This window comes from Flexivirga sp. G2, from assembly GCF_055397625.1.
Map to the genome: position 1 here is coordinate 4,340,157 of NZ_AP039675.1, position 23,595 is coordinate 4,363,751.

Here is a 23,595-nt window from a genome sequence, read left to right on the forward strand (position 1 = left end):
GGAGCGAAAGACCGAGTCGTTGCGTCATACCGAGCGACCCGGGCGAATGCGGAAGGATCAGGGGACATGAAGCGAATGAAGTCGTTGACCACGGCCACTGCGGTGCTGGCGGCCGCCACCTTGTTGGGTGCGTGCCAGCAGCAGGAGGAGGGACCGTCCGTGTCGGGCGGTGGCTCGACGGCAGCCGCCACGAAGTCGGCTGCGCCGCACAGCTCGACGGCTTCGACCTCCTCTTCGCAGGCAGGTTCGTCGGCAGGTTCGTCGGCAGGTTCGTCGGCCACGTCGAGTTCGTCCGCCGCAACGTCGGCGGGCGACGCGCAGGGCGCCCAGAACGCCACCCGCACCGGCGCACTCACCAGCAACGGCGGTTGGTATGCCGAGGGCAGCAAGGTGACGTTCGTCTACAACAACGGCATCCGCTACACGGTCGACACCGGCGCGACCATCACCGACCTGCAGCACACCAAGAGCCGCACCGCGAAGGGTTCGCTCACCCTGACCACCGGGCAGGCGACCTGGCTGGCCGCCAATGGCGTGCCGTCCACCGTCGACAGCAAGGGCGCCGGCGTGATCGCCGACCGCTCCGGGGTCATCGGCGTGCTGCCCGACGGCTCGGTGACCTGCGCGAACCAGAAGGGTCTGCAGTTCGTCGGATCCGACGGCAGCAAGGGCGCCGCGTCCAAGAGCGGCCTGTTCTACGTCGACAAATCCGGCAAGAAGACGATCGCCGGCAAGCCGCCTCAGGGTGCCAAGCTCGCCGGCCGGTATGTCGTGTGCAATGTCGGCGACACCTCGACGGTCGACCTCAACGCAGACGTGCTGTTCGCGTACGGCAGCGCGAAGCTGACCGCCTCGGGCAAGCAGGTCATCGACCAGACGGCCGCGAACATCAAGTCTCATGTCACCGGCAAGACCGTCTCGGTCGTCGGCAACACCGACTCCAAGGGCAGCAACGCGTTCAACCTGAAGCTCGGCAAGCAGCGGGCCGACGCCGTCGCCAAGGAGCTGCGCGCCAAGCTGCCCGGTGTCGACCTGAAGATCTCCAGCAACGGTGAGTCCCAGCCGATTGCGGCCAACACCAAGGCCGACGGCTCCGACAACCCGGCCGGTCGTGCCAAGAACCGTCGCGTCACGATCTCCTGGGCCAACAAGTAGTCGGAGCACCCTGAGGAGCCGGTGAGCTGGCGCCCTGAGGAACCGGTGAGCTGGCGCCCTGAGGAGCCGGCGAGGGACGAGCCGGCGTCTCGAAGGGGTACGAGCCGGCGTCTCGAAGGTCGCGCGGTGGTTTCGAGACGCTCCCCCGCTTCGCTCCGCCGCTCCTCAACCACCTCAACCGAGATCCTTGAGGAGTTCGTGAGGCGGTGCCCTGAGGAGCCGGTGAGCTGGCGCCCTGAGGAGCCGGCGAGGGACGAGCCGGCGTCTCGAAGGGGTACGAGCCGGCGTCTCGAAGGGGACGAGCGAACGTCTCGAAAGGTCGTCGCGACTGTCCTCAGACACGCCAATTACAGTGCCTCACATGGCTCTTCGTAACGCGACCGACGTCCGGACCGCGCCACTGGCAGCGCTCGGGTTGCTGGGCGGCTACCTGACCGCGCGGGAGACCGGCATTCGCCCGCTCGGTGGTGTCGTCCTCGGCGCAACCGGTCTGTATGCCGGTCGCACCTGGCTGGCCAAGTCCGGTCCGGTCGGCACGGCCGCGCTGAGCGCGATCTACGTCGGATCGTTCGGCGCTTCGCATCCGCTCGCGAAGAAGATCGGCGCCTGGCCGTCGGTGCTGACCGCAGCCGCCGTGAGCGCCGGTGCGGCATATCTCGTGGCGGATCGCTGACCTGCCGAGTACGCTTCCTGCCATGTATGACGCGCAGCGCACGACGACGCCGGACCCCTCCGGCGACGCCGCGTTGCGCTGACACACCTGCCAACCACCCGCCCCGGAGTCGTCGCCGGGGCGTTTCTCGTTGCGGGGCGAGCCGGGCGTCAACCTCGAGGACCGCCATGAAACACCCTGACAATGAAGGATTCTCACCGAACGACCACCGGGCGCTCGGCCGGGACCTGGACCTCTTCGCCGGCGATCCGATCGTCGGCTCCGGGCTGCCGTTGTGGTTGCCGGCCGGCTCGGTGATCCGTGACGAGCTGGAACGCCTGGCCCGCGACATCGCCCGCACCGACGGCTGCGTCAGCGTCCACACTCCGGTGCTGGGCAAGCGCGCCCTCTTCGAAAAGTCCGGCCATTGGGCCAAATTCGCCGACGACATGTTTCCTGCGATGGCTCTCGGGGAGGAGCTACCTGGCGACCAGTTGGTGCTGCGGCCGGCGAACTGTCCGCACCACGCGATGGTCTACGCGTCCCGGCAGCGCTCCTACCGCGAACTGCCGCTTCGGCTCAACGAACTCGCGCCGATGTTCCGCGCCGAACGCTCCGGGGTCGTGTCCGGACTGACCCGGGTCCGGCAGATCAACCTGGATGACACCCACGTGTTCTGTCGGCCGGATCAGGTCGCGGACGAGGCCGAGCGAGCGCTGCGGTCCGCGCTCCACGCCCAGCGCGTGCTCGGCATGCCGGTCGACTACGTGCGGCTCTCGCTGCCGGACGACGGTCCGGGTTACCTCGGCGATCCGGCCGTGTGGGCACACGCCGTGGACGCCCTGCGGCAGTCCGCCGGCGCGGTCGACCTCGCGTCATACGACCTGGAGCTGGTGGAGGCGCCGGGTGAGGCGGCCTTCTACGGGCCGAAGCTCGACCTGCAGGTGATCGACGGGAACGGCCACGAGGAGACCATCGCGACCGTGCAACTCGACTTCGTGCAGCCGGAGCGCTTCGACCTCGTCTATGACGGACCGCACGACCGCAAGGAGCGCGTGGTGATGATCCACCGCGGCACCGTCGGGTCGATGGAGCGCGTCACTGCCGCGCTGCTCGAGCGGTATGACGGACGAATGCCGTTGTGGCTCAACCCGATCCAGCTGTCGGTGCTGCCGGTGTCGGAATCCGTCGACGGGATCGCCCGACAGTTCGTCGACGGTCTGGTGACCCGCGGTCTGCGTGCGCAGCTGGATGCTTCCGGGTCACTGGGAGCGCGGATCCGCAACGTCCGCGAGCGGCGCCACTACGCGTTCGCGGTCATCGGTGAGGCGGAGGCGGCCGACGGGTCGGTCCAGATCAATGACGTCTTCGCGGGCTATCGCGGATCGCTGCCCCGGGAGCAGGTCGGCGACATACTCGCCGCAGCGTATGCCGCCCGGTCCTCCCCCGCCTGGCCACCCACCCATGCCGAATGACGGCTTCTTCACCGAGTGACGGTCCAATTGGGCCGTCACTCGGTGAGAGAGCCGTCATTCGCGATAGGGGGTGGTCGATCAATGCGCGTCGATCAGTGGGCCGCCGCGGCGACCGGTTGCTCGGCCAATCGGCCATCGACCAACCGGACGATCTCGTCGTCCGGGGACAGCGTGCCGAGGTCGTGCGTGACGACCAGTGTGCCGAGGTCACGTTCGACGGTCAGCGTTCGCAGCAGGTCGATGATCCCCACCCCGCGCTCGTGATCCAGGGCCGAGGTCGGCTCGTCGACGAGCAGCAGCTTCGGGTCACCCATCAGCGCACGCGCGATGCCGACCCGCTGACGCTGGCCGCCGGACAGCGACGACGGACGCTTGTGCATGACGTCGCCCAGGCCGACCTGGTCGAGCAACTCCTTGGCGTGCTCGACGCTCGCCTTCGACCGGTCACCGTCCAGCCGGGCGGCCATCTGTAGTTGCTCCAGTGCGGTCAGCGACCCGAGCAGATGTGGCTGCTGGAAGACGAAGCCGATGTCGCTGCGCCGCAAGTCGGTTCGCGTGTTCGGTTTGTCGTCGGTGACGTCCTGGCCGGCCAGTCGGACGGTGCCCTCGGTCGGCGTCAGCAGCAGACCGGCAACGGCGAGAAGTGTGGACTTGCCGGAGCCCGACGGCCCCGTGACGGCCAGGAACTCACCGAGCGCGAGGTCCAATGACACGTCGCGCAGGGCATAGGTCCAACCCTCCCCGTCGCGGAATCGGACTGTCACCTGGTCGAGTTCGAGCGCCTTCATGTCGGACTCCTGTCCCTTCGTCATACGCTTCGTCACTTCCGTCGTCGCTCGCTGCTTCATCGCGCACCGGCCAGAGCCGTCATCGGGTCGACCGTCACGACTCGCCGCAGCGCTGCCGTCGCACCCAGCAGGCCGACCGCGACCATCAGGCCGAACGGGACGAGCACGGTGCCTGCGTCGATCACCACCGGCACCTGGCCCTCCGCGAGCACTCCGAGTCCGAGCGCGGCGAGCGTGCCGACGCCACCGCCGATCAGCAGGGTGAGCAGCGCCTGCCCGAGCGCGTCCCGCAGCAGGTACCCGGTGCGTGCACCGATCGCCTTCAGCACCGCGAGGTCACCCTCCCGCTGCACCGTCCAGACGGTGAAGAACGCACCGATCACCAGCGCGGAGATCGCGATGAGCAGGACTCGGATCATCGTCAGCGAGCCGTTCTCGGCGGAATAGGACCCGATCGCCGACAACGAGTCCGCGCGGGACTTGGCGACCAGTCCGGTCGCGTCGTCGAACGCCGTCGCGTCGAAGGCCTTGGTCGTCTGCAGCGCGACGATGCTGCCCGCGCCCGCGGCAGACCCTCCGGTATGGCGCCACAGCGTGTTCGTGACCCAGACGACCGGGAGATGGCTGAACGATGCATCCTCCACGACCCGCGCGACCCGCAGCCTCTCACCGTTGACGGTGATCGACTGGCCCACCCGCACCGAGTGGTCGTCGGCGAGCTCGCTGCTCACGACGACACTGTCGGAGCTCAGCCCCTTCGGTGCCGCAGCGGCGTCGGGGTCGATGCCGAAGAGGGTCGCAGGGGCCGGTGTCGATCCGATGGTGACGCGGGTCGAGCTGATGCCGATCGGGTCGGCGGCGCTGACACCGGGCTGCGTTCGTGCCTTCTGCAGTGCGCTGTCGGTGATCCGGCTGGTCGACATCGACAACGTCTCACCGGAGGCCGGCCGCTCCATCGCCACCTGGTTCGCCTGCAGCGACGTGATCGCCGAGGTGCTCTGCCGGCCGAGGCCTTCGGTCAGGCCGCTGAGCATCACCACCAACAGCGTGATCAGCGCGATGGCACCCGCCATCAGCGCGAACCGGCCCCGTGCCCACCACAGATCCCTGATCGCCAGGAACAACGTCTTCTCCTTCGTCGCAGTCGCGAATTCCTCGTGTTCTCAGTCCATCGCGAATCCCCTTCCAGCACATCGGGAGAACGGTCGAACCCGGAAGCTCGCTTCGATGGACCCCGACCTCAACCGAACGATGGATGCGGTGGACGCGACATACGGGTGCTCGATCCCATAGCGTCGGGGGTGATGCTCGAAGACCACGCCCAGACGCCCGGCGCGCCAGTGATCCGAACACTGCAACTGGCCATGCACGGGCTCTTCGTGGTGCTGCTCTCGATCGGGACGATCCGCGGCGTCCAGGAGTCGAGTCATCCGTACTGGTTGCTCTCCGGCTGCCTCGCCCTCTTCGCCTGGTACCTGCTCGGCCTGGCGCTCACTCCCGGACACGTCGGTGATCGCCGATCGATGATCGGACGCGTCTGGTTCGTGGTCCTCTTCGTCGGCTGGGCGACATTGCTGGCCGCCAGTGCCGACCTGATCTGGGTCGTCTTCGCGCTGTTCTTCCTCGGGCTGCACCTGCTCCCCCGCTGGGCCGGGCTGGCGGCCGTAGCCGTCGGCACGGTGCTGGTGATCGTCGCCCAATTGCATCGACCGGACACGCCGACCGTGCCGTCGATCCTCGGCCCCGTGCTCGGGGCGCTCGTCGCCATCGGGATCTCGTGGATCTACTCCGGCCTGCGGCGCGAGAACGAGCGACGTCGCACACTGAACGCGGAACTCGTTGCGGCACAGGAAGATCTGGTGGCGACGCACGACGCACTGGCCGGCGCACAGCGTGAGTCCGGTGTGTTGGCCGAGCGGGCGCGGTTGGCCCGCGATGTGCACGACACGGTCGCGCAGTGCTTCTCGAGCATCCTGCTGATGTCCCGTGCCGGACTGGCCGGTGAACCGGACCCGGAGCGGCTGGTCCAGGTGCTGCGCCAGATCGAGGAGTCGGCGGCGACCGGGCTGGGCGATGTGCGGTCCGTCGTCCATGCGCTGACCCCGACCGACCTGGAGAAGTCACCGCTGTCCGCCGCCCTGCAGCGACTGGCCGACCGGCAGGAGGGATCACTCGCGGTACGGCTCGTCGTGGACGGTGCCGAACGGCCCCTGCCGACGGCGATCGAAGCCGCGTTGCTGCGCATCGCCCAGGGTGCCTTGTCCAACGTGCGACAACATGCCGAGGCCGAACACGCAGTCATCACACTGGGCTTCGGCGATGACATGACGCTCGACATCACCGACGACGGGGTCGGCTTCGACACAACGGTGGAGGTCGTGCCCAGCGCAGCCGGCGGTTTCGGGTTGCGCGCCATACGGGAGCGGGCGCGGGACGCCGGTGGTCTGGCATCGATCGAGTCCGTCCCCGGAGAAGGCACAAGCGTCCATGTGCAGATCCCGACCGGGGCTGTGCGATGACCCGTGTGCTGCTCGTGGACGACCACCCTGTCGTGCGTACCGGACTGCGAATGCTGTTGACAGCGGCGGGGATCGATGTCGTCGCCGAGGCGGCGAACGGCCAGGACGCGGTACGTCTGGCGAGCGAGTATGACGTCGACGTCGTGCTGATGGACCTGCAGATGGGTCCGGGCATCGATGGTGTGGCCGCCACGGAGCAGGTGCTGGCCCAACCCGATGCGCCGCGCGTGCTCATCCTGACGACATACGACACCGATCAGGACATCCTGCGCGCCGTCGAGGCAGGCGCGTCCGGCTACCTGCTCAAGGACGCACCGCCGGACGACCTGGTCGACGCCGTGCACCGGGCAGCCCGCGGCGAGACGGTGCTGGCACCCGTGGTCGCGGACCGACTACTCGCCCGCCTGCGAAACCCCGCACCGACGCTCAGCGCTCGGGAGTTGGACGTCCTGCGCCAGGTATCCCTCGGACGCTCCAACCGTGAGGTCGCCAAGGAGCTCTTCCTCAGCGAGGCGACGGTCAAGACGCACTTGGTGCACGTCTTCGAGAAGCTCGGGGCTGATTCCCGGACGGGCGCCGTCGCCCGGGCTCGTGAGTTGGGGCTGTTGCGCGACTGACGGCCCTGCGGTGGACGGTGTCCGCCATTCTGTGAAGGGGTGATTCCTGGGGACGGCGTGCACAGTACGTCGGTACGGTGACTCGAGTGGAGCACGACATCACCCTCACCGACGGCCCGGTCACCCTGAACCCGCTCAGCGAACGTGACGGTCCGCGGCTCCTCGCGGTGGTCGACCGCGAGTCGTGGAACGGGATGAGCACACCGCTGCCGGCCACCGGCGAGGAGATGAGCCGACAACTGGCGACCTTGATCGAGATGGACGGGGCGATGGCGTTCGCCGTCGAGTATCAGGGACGGTTCGTCGGGCGGACCCTGCTGTACGACCACGTTCCCGACCTGCGGGTGGAGATCGGCAACACGATCTACGACCGCGCCGTGTGGGGATCGGTCGTCAACCCGACCGCCAAGCTTCTGCTGCTGACCTACGCCTTCGACACCCTGGGCGTAGGGCGGGTCGGACTGCGATGCGACAGCCGGAACACCCGATCCCACAACGCCATTCGACGGCTCGGGGCGACATTCGAAGGGACCCTCCGCTGGTTCCGGCCGGCGGCCGACGGATCTGTCGCCGACGTGGACTACTTCAGCATCCTGACGTCCGAACGGGACGCGGTGTGCGACCGGTTGCGGGATCGCATCGGGTCGATGACGAACTGACGGCGACTATCCGAGACGTTCGGACCGCGCAGCGGTGGAGAGTCGTGCGGGTGCCGTCAGCACGTATGACTCGAGCAGTAGTTCGTTCACCTCGGTCCAGTCGGTTTCCTCGCCGAGGTCGATCCCGGTCCATCCGGAGGGTCCGAGGTAGGCCGGGACGAACGACCCGGACAGCTCGCGTATGGCGGCGCGGTCCGACTCGTCGGCCTGCACGGCTATCGCGTGTGCGTGCTCCAGCCACTCACCGTCAACCTTTGTCGAGGCACCGTAGTAGGCGAACACCTTCGTGGTGTAGAACGCCGGTCGGCCGTGCGAGACCTTCTCGGCGGCCTCTGGCAGGGACAGTGCGAGCTCGCGGACCTGCGCCAGAATCGGATCGTCATCATCGAACATTTTCGGATGCGACATGAGTGCCTCCCGCTCGGTACCGGCGTGGGTCCACCGTCCCACATCGGCCGCGACAGCTGAAGCCGCGAGCGGGTACTGCGGTCGCCGTGCATACGACGGCAGGTATCGCCGTCACTCGGTGGCGAGTCGTTGGCGCAGGCCGCTCGCCCGGCTGATGCGACCCTGGATGGCGCGGCGCACCGTCTGCTCGCTACCGACCACGGTCACGTGCTGCCGGGCACGAGTGACCGCTGTGTAGAGCAACTCCCTTGTCAGCAAAGGGGATTCGTCTTCGGGGAGCAACACGGTGATGCGGGTGGCCTCACTGCCCTGGCTTTTGTGCACGGTCATGGCATACATCGTCTCGATCTCGGACAGGCGACCTGCGGCCAGCCGCAGGACTCCCGCCGAGGTCTCTATCGCAGCAGTCGGCAGCTCTTCGGTGCGTATGACGACGCCACTGTCACCGTTGTAGACACCCAGCGAATAGTCGTTGCGCGTGACCAGCAAGGGGCGGCCGACATACATCGGCTCCCACAGTGGATCTCCGGTCGCCTCCGACAGCCAGTCCTGAATCTGCCTGTTCCAGAACGTGATCCCGCGCGGTCCACGGCGCTGCGCGCACAGCAGACGGTGCTCGCCGAGGATCCGGAGCGCTGCCTCGACATCACCGGCAACCGCCGCATCACGGAGCCGGGTCGCTCCGTCGACCAGCGTCGCTCGCAGCGCGGCGCCCGGGTCCTCGTCCTCCACCCAGCTGATCCCTGCCCCGCCGGCTCGCAGCGCCGCGATCGCATCATCGGCCTGTCCGTTCCGCACCGCGGCTGCCAAATCCCCGATCTGGGCATCGAACCGGTGCGACGTCGACAGCCGACAGACCGTCTGCGGTGCCAACGTGTCGAACCCGTCCACCAGGTCCGCAAGCACCGCACCCGCGTCGACCGATGCCAACTGATCGGCATCGCCGACGAAGACCAGCCGGGTGGACGCCCTGGTCGCGGCGAGCAGGCTGGCCATCATGCTGAGCGACATCATCGACATCTCGTCGACGACGATCACGTCATAGGCCAGCCGATTGCTGGCGTTGTGCCGGAAGACGTTGCGGTTACGTGGGTTCCAGCCGAGAAGGCGATGCAGCGTCACCGCCTCCAGCCCGCCGATACGACCCGCGTCCTGCGGCTCCAGTCGTGCCGCAGCCTCGGCGACGGACTCCTGCAGCCGTGCCGCGGCCTTGCCGGTCGGCGCGGCCAGGGCAACTCGCAACGACCGGCCGGACCCGGCCCGGTCCCATTGCTCCCCGAGCAGCACGAGCAGCCCGGCCACGGTGGTGGTCTTGCCCGTGCCGGGCCCACCGGTCAGCACCGTCGTCCACTGCCCCGCGGCGGTTCGTGCAGCGGTCCGCTGCTCGGCGGACCGATCACCGGGGAAGAGTCGCTCCAGCCCCAGCTGCAGTGACCCCTCGTCGACCTCGGGCGGCGCCTGCGCGATGCGGGCGCGCAGCCCGTCGGCGACCTGGCGCTCCTCGCGGTGATAGCGATCGAGATAGACCAGCCCTTGCTCCACCCGCAGAATCCCGGCGGCAGCGAGCGCGCTCGCACCGACCGCCGCAACCCAGGCAGCACCATCCGTCGGCCAATCGGCGGCCATCGTCGCCCTGGCCGCTGCGACTCCGTCGTCGGAGTCGCCGTCCTCGGCCTGCACGAAATGCTCCGGATCGGTCGAATCCCGCAGATCCACACAGATCGATCCGCGCCGCACCGCGCGCACGACCAGAGCCATCGCGAGCACCACCTGCTCGTCCTGCTCCTGCACCAGATCTCTCAATCGTCGGGCCACGTGTACGTCCGACGGCTCGAAGACGCCCGCCACATTGCCGGCTCGCAGTATGCCGTCGGCCCGCAGCGCAATGCGGCCGGTGAAATCGATCGCCTCGTCGACACTCATGCAACGCCCCCGTCCAGCAGATCCGACAGCTCGAGCACGAGCGCCGTCGGTGGCTTCCATGAGAAGACCCCGGTCGGATTACCGTCCACCACAGGGGTCTTCGCGCCTGCCATCCCCCGCAGGTAGAGGTAGAGAACCCCACCGAGATGCTGCTCGGGGTCGTAGTCGGGCGACCGCCACCGCAGGTAGCGGTGCAGCGTCGCGGCATACAGCAGCGCCTGCAGGGGGTAGTCCGAATGGCCCATCGCGCCGGCCAACGTCTCGGGGCCGTAGGCGGCCAGCAGCAACGGCTGGTCTACCGGGCCGAGCCAGTTGGTCTTGTAGTCGGCGACGAGGTAGCGGCCGTCGACGCGCAACACCACATCGATCGAGCCGGTCAGATAGCCGCGCAGCACCTGCCCGCCGAGTTCCTCGTGGCGCAGCAGGTCGGCGTAGGGCAGCAACGGATCTCCCGGCGGCAGATGCCGGCGGAGTATGTCGCCGAGCTGTCCCAGCCGCACCGGCCGGAGCACGTCTGATCCGCCGAGCGGCAGCTCGAACTCCAATTCGGCCAGCTTGTCCCGGCCGATCCCGCGCAGGGTCGCACCCGGCGCCAGCGGACCCAGCGGGGTGTCGTAGACGGACACCAACGCATCCACCAACACAGCCGTGTCGAGCTCGACGGGCCACTGGATCAGCTCGGCCCGAACCCGTTCTGCGATCTCGGCTTTCAGGTCCGTCGCCGACGCGTCGACGGTCTCGAGCACCGCGTGCACCAGGGATCCGAAGGTCGCGCCGACGGGGAGGTCGGCCATGGGTGACAACTCGTCGAGCTCGGTTGCCACGCCACCCTCAGGCGGCGTCACCACGATGTCGATCTCATCGGTGGTGCCGGTCTGTTCGGGCTCACTGCCGACCCCGTCAGCGACCGGGATGTTGTCCAACGCCCTGCTCAACGCGGAGTATGACGTACGCCGCCAGTCCTCATCGATGGCGCGATCGAACGAGCGGACTGCCAACTCGCTGGTAGCAGAAGGTATCTCGACGTTCGGGGCGGCGACCTTCTCGACCTGCTCCCACCGCGGACCGCTCCCGGCGGACCATCGCTCGAGCAATTGGACCGAGGCGGCGCCGTCCAGCCGCCGGCACGTGTCGGCGATCGCGCCGTCCTCGGTGCGCACCGTCGGGTCCCGATCGACGAGCAACCGGTGCAGTGCCGATGCCTCGACATTGTTGGTCTGACCCCACCACACCACGACCTGCGAGCGGGCGCGGGTCAGGGCGACATACAGCAGGCGGAGCGACTCACCCGCGCTTTCGTGTCGGGCCGCGACCGCCACATCGCGGTCCGGGTCGCCGACGTAGATCGCACGCTGCGGAGGTTGACCTGGCAGATGGAAGAGCGGGTTGCGTTCGGCCGTGCCGACATGGCGGTCGGCGACGAACGGCAAGTAGACGATGGGGTATTCGAGCCCCTTGCTGCCGTGGATCGTCGACAGCTGGACGGCTTCGGCATCGCTCGCGAGTCGTCGGGCCCGGGCGTCGCCGGAGGCCGGCCGATCCGCGTCGGCCTGCTCGGCCAGCCAGCCGAGGAGGGCGGGCAGGCCCGGTGGGAGCCGCAAGGACGCAGCGTGCAACGACTCCGAGATGTGTCGCAGATCGGTGAGCTCCCGCTCGCCGCCGACGAGTCGAAGGACGCGCCCGGGCAGACCATCCAGGTTGCACAGCTCGAAAACCGCTGCAACTCCACGGTGTCGGTAGACGTCGGCGAAGTAGCGCAACCGGGACGCGGTGGCATCGGTGAGCTGGTCACCGAGCTCGTCGAGCTCAGCGGCGGTGCGCCCGAAGAAGGGTGTCAGCGCCGCCGCGCGCACCAGGGCCGAGCGGTGCGGCTGATCCATCGCCTCCAGCAGGGTGCGCCAGTCCGCGGCCGACCGGGTGGCGTAGACGCTGCCACCGGCACCGAGGACCGCCGGCACACCGACCGCCCGCAATTGCTGCTGGATCAACTGCAACTCGCTGTTCTTGGCGGCGAGGACCGCGATGTCGCTCGGGGTGACCGGCCGAGAGCCACCGGACTCGTCATACGTCGCACCGGAGGTGAGCAGCTCGGCGATGTCGCGGGCGGCATCGGCTGCCACGACGGACCGCCACGGGCCCGCGAGCACGGCGTCCTCGTCCCGGTTGAGCCGATGGGGTGCGGCGTCGATGCCGGCGAAGCGAAGCCGTAGCGGGCCGGACACGGGCGCCCCGTGCAACCGTCCCTGCTGGTGCTGGGCCACGACCGGCTGCACCCTTATCTGCGGATCGCCGAGCGCGGCGCCCTCCAGCAGCCGACCGAGCGCGTCCACGAGCGGTGCATCGGAGCGCCAGTTGGTCGCCAGGGTCCGGCGTTGCCCGGCAGTCGCGGCGGCTTGCAGGTAGGTCGCCACGTCGCCGCCACGGAAGGCGTAGATCGCCTGCTTGGGGTCCCCGATCAGCACCATCGTGGCGTGTCCGCTGAAGGCTCGGTCGAAGACCTGCCACTGGGTCGGGTCGGTGTCCTGGAACTCGTCGATGAGCACCACCCGCCAGGCCCGGCGCATGCGTTCGCGTGCGGGTGCGTCCTCCTCCTGCAGCGCGTCGGCGACCTGGGAGAGGAGGTCGTCATAGGTCAGAATGCCCAATTGCCTTTTGCGCGAGTCGAGTTCGGCGCGCACCGCCTGCGCAAAGCCCACCCGACGTGCCCCAGCGCTGCCGGGCGCGGCATCGGTGGGCACCAGCACTGCATCCGGGTCGCCGGCCACCTTCCGGGCGATCTGGCGCGCCTCGGCATGATCGAACTCCGGTCGGGTCCGCTGCCCGGCGAAGCCGCGCACGTAGAGGTCGTCGACGATCTCCATCAACAGGTCGTCGATGTCCTCCACGAGTTGTGCGCCCGGATCGGAGTCACCGGCGACGCCGAGTCCGGTGAGCACCTGGTGGCAGAACTGATGGATGGTCGCGATGGTGGCTTCGTCGAACGCCGCCAGTGCGGTGCGCAGCCGGCGGGCGCGCGTGGCGCGTTCGCCCGGCGACACGTCGCACAGCGCAGCGAGCAGCGGGTCGTCGGAGGTGCCGCCGTCCTCGCCGAGTGCCTCCGCAGCAGCGACGAGGTGCTCGCGCACCCGCTCGCGCAGCTCCTGGGACGCCGCCCGCCCGAAGGTGACCACGAGCAGCTCGTCGAGGGTGTGCACGCCCTCGGCGACATACCGCGTGACCAGGGCGGCGATCGTCCAGGTCTTGCCGGTGCCCGCGCTGGCCTCGAGCACGGTGGTGCCGGTCGGCAGCGGTCCGAGCACATCGAAGGGCTGATCGGTCATCAGGTGGTCCCCGATCGTTGAGCGTCCAACAGCGGCGGCCAGACTCGCAGGGCGTATTGCCCGAGCCGGCTCGTCGCGGCGTTCCAGGTCTCGTCGTCGCGCGGCTTCTCGCGCGCCAGGGTCGCGAAGTCGATCACGTCGCCGTGGATGAGGCGCCGCGCTGCGTCCTCGGCCTCGCCGGGGAACTTGCGGCTCTCCCAGTCCTGCGCTGCAGCGTATGCCGCGGCACGAGTCCGGTCCGGAGAGCGACGCAACGCCCCGGCATACGCCAGTGACGTCTGCAACGGCAACGGGATCGGCTCGTCCATGCCGCGCACGAAGACGTCCACCAGCTCGGCCAGCCGGGTCCTTGCGACGTCCACCTCGAGCGGACCGGCGGTGTAGTAACCGGCCTGACGTCGAGCGCCTCCGCGCAGCCAGCCTGCGGTGACAGTGCACCACGGGCGCTCCGGGGCTCCGGCAGCCAATGCCAGCAACGTGATCCACGACTGCAGCCGCTGCTTGGCCTTGAGTGTCGAGTAGCCGACGGCGAGGTGTATGTCGCCGCGCAGGCCGCCGACGGTGCCGGTGAGTCGACGCCCACCGGGCAGTGCGATGTCGAGGTCGATGCTCGTCACCTCGATGCCGAGCAGGGAAGCGATCGGCGCCCGGACCGCCTCGACACCGTCGACCGCCCACTCGACGGTCCCGGCCCCCAGCATCCCCGGAGGTATGGCGCCCCGAAGCGTCTCCATCCGGGAGATCTCGTCCCGACTGATGCCGCGCATCGAGTCCGCGAGCGCCCGGTCACCGATCTGCCATTTCTGCAAGCCGTCCAGCTCGATCGGCATGGTGTCGGGCACCTCGTCCACCTCGAACGGCAGCGCGACGTCCAACCTCTGCCGGACGAACCAGCGGGCAGGGTCCTCGAAGAACTTCAGCAGGTCCGCCAGCCCCACTTCGTCGACCGACGGTGTGTGCAGGGGCGCCGGGAGCAGTCGCGGCTCGCGGGACGACTGGTGCTGGGCCGCACGCGCGCCCGCGAGGGACAGACGGTCGAAGCTGAAGGGGCCGGCTGTGCCGAGCTCTCCGGGCACCAGGTTGCGAACATCGAACGGTTGCAACGGATGTCGGACGACGACATCGCGTCCCTCGGGCCAGGTTGCGGTGCGCCGAACGGCGTCGATGAGCTCGCCCAATGGTGCTGCCGGTGGCCGTTCCTGACCCGTGTGCTCGCCGGCTCCGCTGAAGGTCACGACGAGGTGATCGGTAGCTGCCAGCACGGCGTCGAGCAGCAGCTGCCGGTCCTCGCTGCGGATGTCCCGCTCACCCGTCATCGGGCGTCGGGCCAGGACATCGTCGCCATCGGTGCCGTTCCCACGCGGGAAGACACCGTCGTCCAGTCCGAGCAGGCAGATGACCCGGTGCGGCACCGATCGCATCGGCATCATCGTGCAGACGGTCAGGGTGCCGGTGCGGAAGTTCGCGCGCGTCGCCCGGCCCTCGAGGTGGCTGCGCACCAGCTGGCGTATGTCGCTGACCTGCAGCTGTGTGCCGGCGGCTGCCAGAGTGCGCACCTGCTCCAGCTCCCGGTCGAATTGTGCTTGCTGCCAGAGGCTTTCACGGTCCACCAGACACAACGCCGCGACGCCCCCACGCAGCGCACTCATCCAGGAGTCGGCCGTGCGCGCGGTCGCGAGCGCGTCGACTGCGGCTTCGATCCGGTCGACACACTCCACGAACCGACCGACCAGATCGATGTCACCACTGGCGACGTCGTCGACCGGAAGCACCGAGCCGACCGTCCCGCTGTCGCCCGTGGTGGCGACACCGAGCAGCAGCCGGCGGAGTCCGAACTGCCAGGTGTTCTGGTCGTATCCACCCAACTGGAAGCGCTGCCGGTGCTCCGCGTCCAGGCCCCACCGGATCTCCGCCGCGGCGGTCCAGCCGGCGATACGGGCGAGGTCGTCCTCGTCCAGTTGGAACCGGCGACGCACCGGATCGGTGCTGAGCAGAGCACGCAACTCGCTCACACGCACTCGACCGAACGCGAAATCGATGAGGACAGAAGCGATCTCGAAGAGCGGGTTGGTCGCCGCGAGGGACCGGTCGGCGAGTTTGACCCGCAGTTGATGAGCCGGGTGCGCGGCCGCCGGCGCATGCCCGCTGGACTCCCCGAGGCCGAACGCCGCCTGGATCAGCGGCGCATAGCCCTCGATATCCGGGCACATGATCAGGATGTCGCGCGGCTCGAGGGTCGGGTCCTCCTGCAGCAGTCCGGTGAGCACCTCCCGCAGCACCTCGACCTGGCGGGCCGGCCCGTGGCAGGCATGCACCTGCACGGATCGGTCGTCCGCCGCGACGACCCGCTCCGCCCGCTGGGCATTGTCCGGGGCTGCATTGTCGTGCAGGTCCTGCTGCAGCCGGCCGAGCACCGTTGTCGGCTCAGGTGAGTCGCCGGGGAGCTCGGTGCGGTCCTCGTGCGGCGGGATGCTGCGTTGCAGCTCACGGGCATCTCGACCGAGTGTCGCCAGCAGGGGGTGACGCACGGCCTCGGCGCTGTCGTCCGAACGACGCGGCACCGCACCCGATCCATGCGACTCCAGTGCTGCCCACAGTGCGCGGGACGACTGCGGCAACCAGAGGTGCACGTCCCGGTGCTCGCCCATGGCCGCGAGCAGCTCCAGTTCGGTGACCGGCATACGGGTATGCCCGAAGAACGAAAGCCGCTCTGGCAGCATGTGATTCGGCGAGGGGTCGGCGCCACTTCGCAGCGCCTCGACGGTGGCACGATGCCGCTCGTGTGGCGGCGGCGCGTCCACCTGCGGCAGCAGAGCGGCCCAAAGCCGGGCCTCCCACTGCAGGTCGTCGTCGAGCGGTCCGCCCGCGCCATCGGTGAATTCGCCTGCAGCCCAGTCGCTCAGCAGTTGCGGCCGCTGCGTCGCGTAAGACGAGAAGAGCGCGGCCAGGCGACGCGCCACGGCATACCTGCGGCCGGCCCGATGCTCGGCGAGCCGATCGGTCGAGCGATGCCCGAGGTGGGCGGCGAGCACGGCGCACCACGGCTCGTCGAGGCTGGCGTCGATGGTCTCCAGCAGCGGCCAGACCAACCGGTCGGGGTGCCAGGGATCGTCCCGCTCGCGGCCGGTCAGCAGGGCGACCAGCGAGTGCGGTGCGACGAAGCGCACCCCGGCGCAGATCCCGTCACCGCCGCGCGGACCGACGCCGAGCCGGCCGGCCAGCGACTGCGCCAGCCAGCGCTCGACACCGCGGGTCGGCACGATGACCAGCTCCTGCTCGAACGGGTCCTCGAGGGGGTCGATCAGCAGCCGTGCGAGCCCGTCGGCCAGGGCGTCCGTGCGCTCGGCGCGGTGCAGGATCAACGTCACGGGCACGACTGTATGACGCCCGACCGACGTCGACGCGGCGGCCGCGCGACGGAACGCATCTTGCGATGAGGGCGTTTGAGTTCAATAGTTGAAGGTCCATCCAGCAAGGGAGATCCACCGTGCCGAACAGCGACGACATCAAGAAGAACGCCGGGGACGCCGCCCAGCAGGCCAAGGAGAAGGCCGGGCAGCTGGCGCACGACAACAAGGACAAGTTCGCCGGGATGCTCGGCAAGCTGACCTCGAAGATCGACGAGAAGACCCAGGGCAAGTACCACGACAAGCTCGAGAAGGCACAGGACGCCGCCCTGAAGGGCGCGGACAAACTGGCCGAGCAGCGCCCCGGCGCCGGTGACGGCGAGACGGGCGACACCCCGCCCCCGCCCGCGCCCGGCCAGACGCCGCCTCCCGGAGTCTGAGCAGACCGTTCGAGCAGACCGAACGAGCACAGCGCCCTTCCGGCATCGCCGGGAGGGCGCTTTCGGTGTGATCACCGGAACCGCGTTGTCAGCCTGGCGACCTAGAGTGGAGAACCTCTCCGGTCCGCCTCTCGGGCGGCCCGCACACCGTCGAAGGACACACACTCAGTGGAGTTGCAGCAGGTCAATCCATGGCGCGCGTTGATCGCGCTGTGCGTCGGGTTCTTCATGATCCTGGTCGACTCGACCATCGTCTCGGTCGCCACGCCCGCCATACAGGAGGGGCTGCACACCGACATCAACAGTGTCGTGTGGGTGACCAGCGCCTACCTGCTCGCGTATGCCGTGCCGCTGCTGGTCTCGGGCCGATTGGGCGACCGATTCGGTCCGCGGCGGCTCTACCTGACCGGGCTGTCCGTCTTCACCATCGCGTCGCTGCTCTGCGGTCTGACCGGCAGCATCGGCGTGCTGATCGCGGCACGTGTCGTGCAGGGTCTCGGCGCGGCGATGATGACCCCGCAGACGATGGCGGTCATCACCCGGACCTTCCCCGCGGAGCGACGCGGTCAGGCGATGAGCCTGTGGGGCGCGGTCGCGGGTGTCGCGACACTGGTCGGACCGGTGCTCGGTGGCATCATCACGACCGGCTGGGGCTGGGAATGGATCTTCTACATCAACGTGCCGGTCGGCATCATCGGCTTCGTGCTCGCCTGGTGGCTGGTGCCGTCGTTGCCGATCCACACGCACAGCTTCGACTGGCTCGGTGTCGCGCTCAGCGGGATCGGGCTGTTCTGCCTGGTTTTCGGCATCCAGGAGGGCGAGTCCTACGACTGGGGCACGATGTGGGGCTTCGTGTCGGTCCCGCTGCTGATCGCGGTCGGTGTGGTGCTGATGGCGGTCTTCGTCTGGTGGCAATCGCGCATCACGTCCGATCCACTGGTGCCGCTGGTGCTGTTCCGGGACCGCAACTTCACGCTGGCCAACATCGCGATCAGCATCGTCGGCTTCGTGATCACCTCGTTCGCGCTGCCGACCATGCTCTATGCGCAGGTCGTCCGGGAGCTGTCGCCGACGAAGGCGGGTCTGCTCTTCGTGCCGATGGCGCTCGTCAGCGCGGTCCTCGCTCCGTTCGTCGGGCAGCTCGTCGACCGCTACCACCCGGCGCTGATCGCCGGCTTCGGCCTGAGTTGCCTGACGGTGTCGCTCTTCTGGCTGGGCGCGATGATCGACCCGCACACGTCGACCTGGCAATTGGTGCTGCCGCTGATCGTCCTCGGCGTCGCCAACGGTTTCATGTGGGCACCGCTGTCGGTGACCGCCACCCGAACGCTCCCGCCGCAACGGGCCGGCGCGGGTGCCGGCGTCTACAACATGACCCGCCAGGTCGGTGCCGTCATCGGTAGCGCCGCCATCGCCGCGGTGATGGAGGCCCGGCTGCACTCGCACCTCGGCGAGAGCGCCGGGGCGGTCTCCCCCAGCCAGGGCAGCCGCCATACGGGGCACCTGCCCGAGCTGGTCGCGCACGGCTTCGCCCGCTCGATGGGTGAGGCGGTCTACCTGCCGGCCGGCATCGCGATCCTGGCCGTGGTCGCGGTCGTGTTCTTCCGCAACCCACACACCGCAGGAGGCAGGCGTCCCTCACATCTCGGGAAAGACCAGATCCCGGCCGGCAGCGTCGACGGGTACTGAGCCGTCCGCCCGCGCGTCGATCGCCACCCAGTACTTCTTGAGTGGATAGTGCACACGACTGATCGTCCGTGCCGGAAGACGCCGCCCGTCCTCGGTGAGCAACGCTGCCGTCGTCGGAGGCAGGGGTCCCGCCTCGAGAACTTCGCCATCAGGCAACTCGAGCTGAATGGACGTGCTCGGATCGTCGCCGGCCACACCGAATCGGCACTCACCGGTCGAATTCGCTGCGGTCTCCGGGCCATCCACTTCCGCAGCTGTCAACGGGTGTTTTGCGTATGCCGCCTCGAGGCACACCGAACCCGCTTCTCCGAGGCCCGTGGTCACCGTCCAGTAGACAGTGCCGCTACGGCCGGTCGCGATGCTGAAGGTTTCGTAATTCCAGTCCCTGTGCGGGCGCAAACTGTCGACGGCGTTCCACCCGGTGGCAACGACGGCGGACAACACGAGCAGTGCGGCGAATGCAACGACCACACGCGCTGCCGGAGACCCGGGGAGCCGACGCGGCGACCACGTACCCATGATGCGACCCCTCCCAGTCCGTGCACGGTGAGCACACCGTAAAGCCGACGGTTCGCCGCGGTACGCAGATCGAGGAAGTCCGACCGTCCGGAGTCCGATTTGCCAATTCGGCAATTGCATTTCACACCGGGCCCGTTCATTGTCACGCTGTTCTCATGCACACCTCCGCCGATGACTCCGCGCACGCACACGACCACTCGACCGAGGGCGGCGGCGCCGACCCGAACTACTTCGAGGCCGACTCCTGGGATGAGCGGTATGCCGGGACCGATGCGGTCTGGAGCGGCAACGCCAACCCGCAGCTGATCACCGAGGCCGGCAAGCTGCAGCCCGGCACCGCGCTCGACGTGGGCTGCGGTGAGGGCGGCGATGTCATCTGGCTGGCCCAGCAGGGTTGGCGGGTGACCGGTGCCGACTTCTCCCCGAAGGGTTTGTCCCGCGCAGCGCAGCACGCACAGGAGGCCGGCGTCGCCGACCGGACCGACTGGTGGCAGATCGACGCGCGCGAGTTCGACGCCGACGGCCGCTCGTACGACCTGGTCACCAGCCACTTCCTGCACCTGCCGGACGGCCGCATGGTCGATGCCGTCACCCGGTTCGCCGCCGCGGTTCGGCCGGGCGGTCACCTACTCGTCGTCGGCCACTCGCCGGCGGCGCACTTCACCGAACTGACCAAGAGCAAGCGGGACGCGATGTTCCTGGCGGCGGACCTGCTGCCGGGCCTGTCGGACGACTTCGAGCCGGTCGTGGTGGAGCAGCGGCCACGGCGGGTCACCCGCGACGGCGAGACCTTCGACATCGACGACTCGACGTTCCTCGCCCGCCGCCGCGCCTGACCCACCGGTCGCCGATGCCGAGTGACGGCTTCTTCGGCGAGTGACGGTCGGATACGGCCGTCACTCGCCGAAGAAGCCGTCATTCGCGAAACACCGGGCGGTCAGGGCTGTGCGGGCAGCGGCTTCGGGGTCTTCTTCGCCGTCAGCCAGGTGGTGATGTAGGGGCCGGCCTTGGGTCCGAGCGCCTTGTTCATGTATGCCGCGAACTTGGTCCGGTTGCTGTTGCCGTACTTCGCAGTCGCCGGCCAGCCCTTCAACGCAGCATCGAACCTCGTTGTGCCATACGCCTTTTCCAGGTTGTGCAGCATGAGCGCACCGGACAGGTAGACGTTCAGATCGCCGAAGTCGCCCTTCCGGTAAGCGCCGGGAGGACCCTGGCTGTCACGGAGCTCCTGGTCGCCGTACGACTGCAGCTCGGCATACGTTCCCCAGGCGGGCGGCAGGTCGAAGTCCTCCATGTAGCGGTACTGCATGAAGAAGGTCAGGCTCTCGTTGAGCCACATGTCCTTCCAGTCGGTCGGCGTGATCTCGTCACCGAACCATTGGTGGAACAGCTCGTGTGCATAGTCGGATCGATAGATGTCCCGGTCCTGCATGGCCGAGACGTCCTGGCTCATGGTGACCAGTGTCTGCGTCTCCATCGCCGAATTGCCGGGCACCAGGACGGCGCCGGCACTGGCGAACGGGTAGCGCCCGATCTGCTTCTCGGCCCACGCGATCATCTGCGGCGCCTGCCGGACGATGCTCATCGACGGGGCACCGGCGGGTGTGTACCAGTAGTTGATCGGCAACCCGTGCGGCCCGGTCGCCTGCTCGTGCCGGTAGTTCCCGAACGCAATCGTCGTCAGGTATGACGCAGCCGGCTTATCGAGGTGGAACGACGTCGTCGTGTCATTGCCGGTGACCGTGGTGGACTCGACCTGACCGTTGAAGACCGGCTTCTGCCCGTCGTGCCCGGTCAGCTTGGCGTCGTAGTAGGCCTTGTCCGCGGGCTGGTCGCTCGTGGGATACCAGGTGAACGCGCCGAACGGCTCCTGGAACGCCCACACCTGGCCTTTCGCACCGATGTGGAAGCCGTCCTTCTGTACGTCGGACCGTTGCGCCGGCTCCTGGATCAGCGCCGGCGTGCCGGCATACGTGATGGCGACCGTGTGCTGCGAATTCGCCGTGATGCCAGAGGTTTTGATCACCACGTTGTTGCCGGACCTACTCGAGGCGACCGGCTTGCCGTCAAGCACGACCTTACTTACCTTCAGCGGTGCACCGAGCTCGAAGCGCACGGTCTGCCGGTCCGTGGTGACCCGGAAGTCGATGGTCGCCGTCCCGGACAACCGCTTGCTCTTCGGCTGCCAACCGAGGTCGAGTTGATAGTGCAGCGTGTCGAGGTAGGGCACGCCGTGCTGCGGGTAGTAACTGTCGGCCTCGGGATGCGAGCGTGCGAGTGCGTATGACGGCTCCGTGGCCGCCGTACTCGCTGTCGTCGTACTCGCACCGGCCGACTGCGACGATCGAGCACCCGAAGGTGGCCCTGCCGGGTCCGTGTCGTTCTGGCACGCCACAAGCCCGACGGCGCCCATGGCTGCCACGGCTGCGATGAATCCCCGACGCATGTGTTCCCCTCCGAATGCTTCGCGGCGCCCCACCCGCGCCACGTCGAATCTCGCACACCGACAGGGATGCTTCAAGCACTTCCCGATGAGCCACGCGCCCGTAGGATCTCGCCATGGTGATCGTCGCGTCGGTGTTGCTCGTCCTCGCGGGCCTGTTGCACGTCTACATCTTCTGGCTCGAGTCGTTCGCGTGGACCGCTCCGCGTACCCGGGCAGCCTTCGGCGTGAGCGCCGAACAGGCCGAGCAGACAAAGCCGTTGGCGTTCAACCAGGGCTTCTACAACTTGTTCCTGGCGGTCGTGGTGTTCGTCGCCGTCGTCCTGCGGGCGACGGGGCCGCACGCCGCGTCGGTCGCACTCGCCGGCGCGGGTGCCGGCTCGATGGTCGCCGCCTCACTCGTACTGGTCGCAAGCGACACCTCGAAGGCACGCGCCGCCGCGACGCAGGGCACGGTTCCGCTGCTCGCGCTCATCGCGCTGGCGTTCGCGGGCTGAGCAAGGTCTCGATACGCTCCTCCGCTACTCGACCAGCTTGACGGGGTCGGCATACTCCAGGCCATGCGCCTCGGCCACCGGTTGGCACACGACCTTTCCGGCATAGGTGTTGAGGCCCAGGCCGAGGGCCGGGTCGTTGCGCAGGGCCTCGCGCCAGCCCTGGTTGGCGAGTCGCACGACATACGGCAAAGTCGCGTTGGTCAGCGCCCAGGTCGACGTATTCGGCACTGCACCAGGCATGTTCGCGACACAGTAGAAGACGCTGCCGTGCACCTGGAAGGTTGGGTCGGCATGCGTCGTGGGGTGGGTGTCCTCGAAACAACCACCCTGGTCGACGGCGATGTCGACCAGCACCGAGCCGGGCTTCATGTTCGCGACCATCTCGTTGGTGACCAGCTTCGGTGCCTTTGCGCCGGGGATCAGCACCGAACCGATGACGAGGTCGGCACCGAGCACCTGCTCACGCACCGCCAGGGTCGAGGTGGCGATCTGCCGAACCCGATTGTCGTAGCGCCAGAACGTCATCCGCAGCTTCTCGAGATCGGTGTCCAGGATCGTCACGTCGGCACCCATGCCGAGCGCGATGTTGGCGGCGTTCTGACCGGTGACGCCACCACCCAGCACGACGACCTTGGCGCTGGCCACGCCGCCGACGCCGCCCATCAACACCCCGGAGCCACCCTGCGCCTTCATCAACGCATGCGCGCCGACCTGCGGTGCCAGGCAACCGGCGACCTCGCTCATCGGGTAGAGCAGTGGCAACATGCCCGATGGCAATTGCACTGTCTCGTATGCGATTCCGGTGACTTTGGACCGCAGCAGCTCGTGGGTCAGTGTCTCGTCCGCAGCCAGATGCAGATAGGTGAAGAGCGTCAGGTCCTCGCGCAGCCGGTGGTATTCCTCGGCGATCGGCTCCTTGACCTTCATGACCAGGTCCGCGTCACCCCAGACGTCGTCGGCCGCCTCGACGATCGTGGCGCCCTCGGCGACGTAGTCCCCGTCGGCGATCGAACTGCCCTCACCGGCACCGCGCTGCACGAGCACGTCGTGGCCGTTTCGGACGAGTTCGTGAACACCGACGGGAGTGATCCCGACCCGGTGCTCCCCCGCCTTGACCTCTGTGGGGACTCCGATCTTCATAATG

19 protein-coding genes are annotated in these 23,595 nt (G+C 68.4%); 10 read left to right on the forward strand and 9 right to left on the reverse strand.

Annotation, left to right across the window (positions count from 1 at the left end):
• Positions 1–66 precede the first annotated feature (66 nt).
• From ACZ50J_RS20980 to ACZ50J_RS20990, 3 genes are all read left to right on the forward strand, one after another.
• Positions 67–1,155, forward strand: coding sequence for an OmpA family protein (locus ACZ50J_RS20980; protein WP_464299095.1), 1,089 nt, complete (start codon positions 67–69; stop codon positions 1,153–1,155).
• Between the two features lie 361 nt (positions 1,156–1,516).
• Positions 1,517–1,828: a hypothetical protein gene (locus ACZ50J_RS20985; protein WP_464299096.1), complete on the forward strand. Its 312-nt coding sequence runs from the start codon at positions 1,517–1,519 to the stop codon at positions 1,826–1,828.
• Between the two features lie 167 nt (positions 1,829–1,995).
• On the forward strand, positions 1,996–3,282 hold the full coding sequence (locus ACZ50J_RS20990) for an aminoacyl--tRNA ligase-related protein (protein WP_464299097.1): 1,287 nt from the start codon (positions 1,996–1,998) through the stop codon (positions 3,280–3,282).
• 92 nt (positions 3,283–3,374) lie between these two features.
• Here ACZ50J_RS20990 and ACZ50J_RS20995 read toward each other — a convergent pair whose 3' ends face one another.
• Positions 3,375–4,094 carry an ABC transporter ATP-binding protein gene (locus ACZ50J_RS20995; RefSeq protein ID WP_464299098.1) on the reverse strand — a complete coding sequence of 240 codons (720 nt, stop codon included), beginning with the start codon at positions 4,092–4,094 and terminating at the stop codon, positions 3,375–3,377.
• A 32-nt stretch (positions 4,095–4,126) separates the two neighbouring features.
• Positions 4,127–5,194, reverse strand: coding sequence for an ABC transporter permease (locus ACZ50J_RS21000; protein ID WP_464299099.1), 1,068 nt, complete (start codon positions 5,192–5,194; stop codon positions 4,127–4,129).
• A gap of 180 nt (positions 5,195–5,374) precedes the next feature.
• Between ACZ50J_RS21000 and ACZ50J_RS21005 the strand changes: the two genes are divergently transcribed.
• From ACZ50J_RS21005 to ACZ50J_RS21015, 3 genes are all read left to right on the forward strand, one after another.
• Positions 5,375–6,589 (forward strand): sensor histidine kinase, encoded by a 1,215-nt coding sequence (locus tag ACZ50J_RS21005; protein WP_464299100.1) that lies wholly within the window; start codon positions 5,375–5,377, stop codon positions 6,587–6,589.
• Positions 6,586–7,206 (forward strand): response regulator, encoded by a 621-nt coding sequence (locus ACZ50J_RS21010; protein ID WP_464299101.1) that lies wholly within the window; start codon positions 6,586–6,588, stop codon positions 7,204–7,206. Before ACZ50J_RS21005 ends, ACZ50J_RS21010 begins: the two co-directional genes overlap by 4 nt.
• Positions 7,207–7,292: 86 nt before the next feature.
• The gene (locus ACZ50J_RS21015; RefSeq protein WP_464299102.1) at positions 7,293–7,865 is read left to right on the forward strand and encodes a GNAT family N-acetyltransferase; all 573 of its coding nucleotides are present in this window, start codon (positions 7,293–7,295) and stop codon (positions 7,863–7,865) included.
• A gap of 6 nt (positions 7,866–7,871) precedes the next feature.
• Here ACZ50J_RS21015 and ACZ50J_RS21020 read toward each other — a convergent pair whose 3' ends face one another.
• From ACZ50J_RS21020 to recC, 4 genes are all read right to left on the reverse strand, one after another.
• Positions 7,872–8,273 (reverse strand): MmcQ/YjbR family DNA-binding protein, encoded by a 402-nt coding sequence (locus tag ACZ50J_RS21020; protein WP_464299103.1) that lies wholly within the window; start codon positions 8,271–8,273, stop codon positions 7,872–7,874.
• Between the two features lie 111 nt (positions 8,274–8,384).
• A complete protein-coding gene (gene recD, locus ACZ50J_RS21025) occupies positions 8,385–10,196 on the reverse strand; it encodes an exodeoxyribonuclease V subunit alpha (RefSeq protein ID WP_464299104.1) in 1,812 nt (603 codons plus the stop codon).
• Positions 10,193–13,516 (reverse strand): UvrD-helicase domain-containing protein, encoded by a 3,324-nt coding sequence (locus ACZ50J_RS21030; RefSeq protein WP_464299105.1) that lies wholly within the window; start codon positions 13,514–13,516, stop codon positions 10,193–10,195. The genes recD and ACZ50J_RS21030 overlap by 4 nt, the downstream gene beginning before the upstream one ends.
• A complete protein-coding gene (gene recC / locus ACZ50J_RS21035) occupies positions 13,516–16,884 on the reverse strand; it encodes an exodeoxyribonuclease V subunit gamma (protein ID WP_464299106.1) in 3,369 nt (1,122 codons plus the stop codon). The genes ACZ50J_RS21030 and recC overlap by 1 nt, the downstream gene beginning before the upstream one ends.
• 119 nt (positions 16,885–17,003) lie before the next feature.
• On the opposite strand from recC, the gene ACZ50J_RS21040 reads away from it, so the two are divergent.
• Both ACZ50J_RS21040 and ACZ50J_RS21045 read left to right on the forward strand, forming a co-directional pair.
• On the forward strand, positions 17,004–17,303 hold the full coding sequence (locus tag ACZ50J_RS21040) for an Rv0909 family putative TA system antitoxin (RefSeq protein WP_464299107.1): 300 nt from the start codon (positions 17,004–17,006) through the stop codon (positions 17,301–17,303).
• A 168-nt stretch (positions 17,304–17,471) separates the two neighbouring features.
• Entirely contained in the window at positions 17,472–18,992 is a 1,521-nt protein-coding gene (locus ACZ50J_RS21045; protein WP_464299108.1) for an MFS transporter, read from the forward strand.
• Here the strand turns inward: ACZ50J_RS21045 and ACZ50J_RS21050 are convergent.
• The gene (locus tag ACZ50J_RS21050; RefSeq protein ID WP_464299109.1) at positions 18,942–19,463 is read right to left on the reverse strand and encodes a hypothetical protein; all 522 of its coding nucleotides are present in this window, start codon (positions 19,461–19,463) and stop codon (positions 18,942–18,944) included. The two genes, ACZ50J_RS21045 and ACZ50J_RS21050, sit on opposite strands and share 51 nt — an antisense overlap.
• A gap of 203 nt (positions 19,464–19,666) precedes the next feature.
• Here ACZ50J_RS21050 and ACZ50J_RS21055 point away from each other — a divergent pair, with 203 nt between their 5' ends.
• A complete protein-coding gene (locus ACZ50J_RS21055) occupies positions 19,667–20,347 on the forward strand; it encodes a class I SAM-dependent methyltransferase (protein WP_464299110.1) in 681 nt (226 codons plus the stop codon).
• Between the two features lie 101 nt (positions 20,348–20,448).
• Here ACZ50J_RS21055 and ACZ50J_RS21060 read toward each other — a convergent pair whose 3' ends face one another.
• Entirely contained in the window at positions 20,449–21,957 is a 1,509-nt protein-coding gene (locus tag ACZ50J_RS21060; RefSeq protein WP_464299111.1) for a M1 family aminopeptidase, read from the reverse strand.
• A 113-nt stretch (positions 21,958–22,070) separates the two neighbouring features.
• On the opposite strand from ACZ50J_RS21060, the gene ACZ50J_RS21065 reads away from it, so the two are divergent.
• A complete protein-coding gene (locus tag ACZ50J_RS21065) occupies positions 22,071–22,451 on the forward strand; it encodes a DUF1304 domain-containing protein (protein WP_464299112.1) in 381 nt (126 codons plus the stop codon).
• A gap of 24 nt (positions 22,452–22,475) precedes the next feature.
• Here ACZ50J_RS21065 and ald read toward each other — a convergent pair whose 3' ends face one another.
• Complete coding sequence (ald, locus tag ACZ50J_RS21070) at positions 22,476–23,591, reverse strand: alanine dehydrogenase (protein ID WP_464299113.1); 1,116 nt, start codon at positions 23,589–23,591, stop codon at positions 22,476–22,478.
• Positions 23,592–23,595: the final 4 nt, after the last annotated feature.